Annotated in this window: 1 protein-coding gene; it reads right to left on the bottom strand. The window is 34.5% G+C overall.

Annotated features, from left to right (window positions below; all coding sequences use genetic code 11):
* A partial coding sequence (locus E5A76_RS07310) for a hypothetical protein (RefSeq protein ID WP_202443273.1) occupies positions 1-462 on the bottom strand: 462 nt, incomplete at its 3' end.
* Positions 463-576: the final 114 nt, after the last annotated feature.

Raw genomic sequence — 576 nt, 5'->3', positions numbered from 1 at the left:
ATCAGTATATTTTTGACTAAAGGGGATACCATTAAATGTATGTGTGCAACATTTGCATAATGGCTTTAAGCTATTTTCATTTATATCAGGGTTAACCACTTGCAGTGTGCCTTCTTTATCAATATATAAGCCACTAAAATAAGTGCTTTCACTTACAAGCATTATGTCATTGCCTAATTCATATCGCTTAGCAACCATCTTAAAAATAGGATCTGGTTTATCTAACCTTGAAACAGCTTCTCTGTAGATCGTATTCCAACAACCACCAATTTTGGACAGTAGAAATTTATATAAAGGCGTGTAATCCAATCCTCGTTGAATGCCTTTTCGCATCCCGGTTAACACATCATCTCTGTGCCGAGTTTTACTATAATCGCTACCATGACGATGCCGAACACCTCGGGTTCTGGTATTCACTTTACGATAAAGCGGCTTTATTTCTTTCATCGTATTCTGTTTCATCTTAATGACTGAATCTCTTTTACTCGTTGATATGTCTGTTTTTAGTATTCATTAGCTTACTCAATATGGTCAACAATCTTGATTATTATCAATACTTAATAAATAACCTAAGAA

Source organism: Photobacterium lucens, from assembly GCF_009873615.1.
Lineage (GTDB): Bacteria > Pseudomonadota > Gammaproteobacteria > Enterobacterales > Vibrionaceae > Photobacterium > Photobacterium lucens.
The sequence above is the reverse complement of the archived record's forward strand: the minus strand, read 5'-3'. Positions and strand labels throughout refer to the sequence as shown.